This is a genomic window from Microseira wollei NIES-4236, from assembly GCF_020521235.1.
GTDB lineage: Bacteria > Cyanobacteriota > Cyanobacteriia > Cyanobacteriales > Aerosakkonemataceae > Microseira > Microseira wollei.
In genome coordinates, this window is the sequence record NZ_BLAY01000378.1 from 1 (window position 1) to 2712 (window position 2712).

4 protein-coding genes are annotated in these 2712 nt (G+C 46.6%); 1 reads left to right on the plus strand and 3 read right to left on the minus strand.

What is annotated here, in order from left to right:
* Positions 1–61: 61 nt before the first annotated feature.
* The 3 genes from MiSe_RS48430 to MiSe_RS48440 all read right to left on the minus strand — a co-directional run bounded on the left by MiSe_RS48430 (position 62) and on the right by MiSe_RS48440 (position 1523).
* Positions 62–247 (minus strand): hypothetical protein, encoded by a 186-nt coding sequence (locus MiSe_RS48430; protein ID WP_226594593.1) that lies wholly within the window; start codon positions 245–247, stop codon positions 62–64.
* On the minus strand, positions 244–489 hold the full coding sequence (locus tag MiSe_RS48435) for a hypothetical protein (protein WP_226594594.1): 246 nt from the start codon (positions 487–489) through the stop codon (positions 244–246). The genes MiSe_RS48430 and MiSe_RS48435 overlap by 4 nt, the downstream gene beginning before the upstream one ends.
* A gap of 62 nt (positions 490–551) precedes the next feature.
* On the minus strand, positions 552–1523 hold the full coding sequence (locus MiSe_RS48440) for a tetratricopeptide repeat protein (RefSeq protein WP_226594595.1): 972 nt from the start codon (positions 1521–1523) through the stop codon (positions 552–554).
* Positions 1524–1545: 22 nt separating this feature from the next.
* Between MiSe_RS48440 and MiSe_RS48445 the strand changes: the two genes are divergently transcribed.
* The gene (locus tag MiSe_RS48445; protein ID WP_226594596.1) at positions 1546–2619 is read left to right on the plus strand and encodes a filamentous hemagglutinin N-terminal domain-containing protein; all 1074 of its coding nucleotides are present in this window, start codon (positions 1546–1548) and stop codon (positions 2617–2619) included.
* The last annotated feature ends 93 nt before the right edge of the window (positions 2620–2712 follow it).

Sequence of the window (2712 nt, forward strand, 5' to 3'; positions counted from 1 at the left end):
AATCCCCGTACCCAGATCCCCTCATGAAAGGGTAGGGGCACGGCAGCAACAATCAAAGTTGTCAACTCAAAATTTTCTCCTGCCGTGCCCCTACGATCAAATGTTGCCAGGGTAGGGACACGGCAGCAACAGAATTTGTTGCATCGGTCAAACTTTTTGAATGCCTTGTCCCGACAATCAAAAATCCCCGTACCCAGATCCCCTCATGAAAGGGTAGGGGCACGGCAGCAACAATCAAAGTTGTCAACTCAAAATTTTCTCCTGCCGTGCCCCTACGATCAAATGTTGCCAGGGTAGGGACACGGCAGCCACAGAATTTGTTGCATCGGTCAAACTTTTTGAATGCCGTGTCCCTACAATCAAATGTTGCCAGGGTAGGGACACGGCAGCAACAGGCTTTGTGGCATCGGTCAAATTTTTTGAACGCCGTGTCCCTAGGATCAAATGTTGCAAGGGTAGGGACACGGCAGCCACAATCAAAGTTGTCAACTCAAAATTTTCTCCTGCCGTGCCCCTACAATCAAATGTATTGCACCCAATTTAAACTCGATCTATTCTTGGATTTTCGGCTTATTCATGCTAGAATTATTAGCAGCATTTCTCATCAGTTGCTCGACTTTTTTAGCCAAAGTAACATCATTGACTTCGCGTAAAATTGGCAAACTAAGCTGCCAGAATTCAACGGCGCTGCTAAGATTACCCTGCATGTAATAAGCCATTCCCATTGCAGCTAAAAGTGCGCCTTCCACAGGTCGAACGCCCGCTTCCCTGGCAATCGTCAAAGATTCCTGATAATATTCCAGGGCTTGACTTGGATTGTTGCTTAAAAGATAAACGTTGCCCAAAATATTTGTAATCTTCCCAACCCATATGCGATCGCCCGTAGAACGACCTATTTCTAAAGCTGGCTGAAGGTACTCAATTGCCCGTTCGTATTGATTTAATAGATAGTACGAATCCCCCAGGGCAAATAAATTTGAACCTTCGAGACTGCGGTTGTTTAATTGTCGGGCAATTGGTAAAGATTGCTGATAATATTCAACAGCTTTGGTGTAATTTTTGAGGCTAAAGTAAACCTCGCCCAGGTCAAAAGCAACCCAACCGATTAATTTTTGGTCTTGGATGGCTTGAGAGATTTCTAAACTGGGCTGCAAAAATTCAATCGCCTTTGTGGTGTTACCAGAATCCTTATAAGCTTTTCCCAATAAAGCCAAAGCGGAAGCTTCCCCCAAGCGGTCATCATTTTGCCTATAGAGAGTCAGCGCTTGTTGCCAAACCTCTATAGCCGCAGCAATTCGATTAGCTTTATACTCCTCCAAACCTCTCTCTAAAAGTTGGTAAGCTTGACTTGTCCTAGCCGACGAATATTGCACCAATACAGGTTGAATAGAAGAGGATATAGATGTTTTTTCTAGAGTTCTATCTGTTTGGAGCGCCCCTTTCGCTTCCGCTTCGTAAATCGGCATGGAAACGGCGGTGAGAAGGGTGATAACTGCACTAAGACCAAGTTTTTGAAGTTGCATAGTTCTAAGTCCCCCGATTAGCTTGGAGCGAGATATTGTTCCGCTCAACAATACATATTTCTGGATTCAGCGGACTTATGCAGTTTTCCAAACTCTGGGAAAAATTTCGCAAAAATTCGTAACATGCACCAGCTACCTCGCCCCTGGGTTATTCTTAGATCCTGATTGGCGTGCAGTGAGGGATGCAGGGATGCTGGCATCGAACCGTTGGCATTGGCGGATAGGAGTTGCGATCGGTTTATTGGCGATCGCTTTGGATAAAATAGCGCTGGCTCAAATTACCCCCGATGGGACGCTAGGGACAGAAAGTACCATCGTGACGCCAATTAACCAATTGCGCGACCAAATCGAAGGCGGTGCCATCCGAGGCGCTAACCTATTCCACAGTTTCCGTGAATTTAATATCGGCGCAGGACGCCAAGTTTATTTTGCCAACCCCACTGGAATTGAAAATATATTAACTCGCGTTACGGGTAGCACGCGCTCCGAAATTCTCGGTACTTTGGGCGTATTGGGGAATGCCAATATATTTCTGATTAATCCCAACGGCATTGTTTTTGGTTCAAATGCGCGTTTGGATCTGCGAGGTTCGTTTTTAGCCAGTACCGCCAGCAGCTTTAAATTTGCCGATGGGATAGAATTTAGCGCGACCAATCCCCAAGCACCACCATTGCTGACGATTAACGTACCGATGGGGTTGCAATTTGGGGTAGGTGCGGGAGCGATCGCCACCAACGTAAATTTAACTCCAGATGCCGTTAGTTTGAATGTCGATCCTGGTAGAACTTTAGCCCTAGTCGGCGGTGATTTGCGATTGGAAGGCGGCAGTACATTACAAGCGCCTGGGGGACGCATTGAGTTAGGCAGCGTTGGCGATAACAGTTTCGTCAGCTTCACCCCAACACCTGGCGGTTTTGTTTTGGGATATGAAGGCGTTGCCAACTTCCGGGATATCCAACTATTAGGACGAGAAAGAGCAGCTACAGTAAGTACCGCAGGCAGCGGCGGGGGTAACATTCAGGTGCAAAGCAGAAAACTCACCCTTGACGGGAGTGCAGTAATTGAACTAAACGCGGCAGTCCCCACCTTCTTATAAGGTGGGGAAGGATAGCGGTCAAAAAAGAGGGTTCGATGCCCTCTTTTTTGACAATTTCTGATCGAGGGAACGAATAAACTCTCTAAATACTTC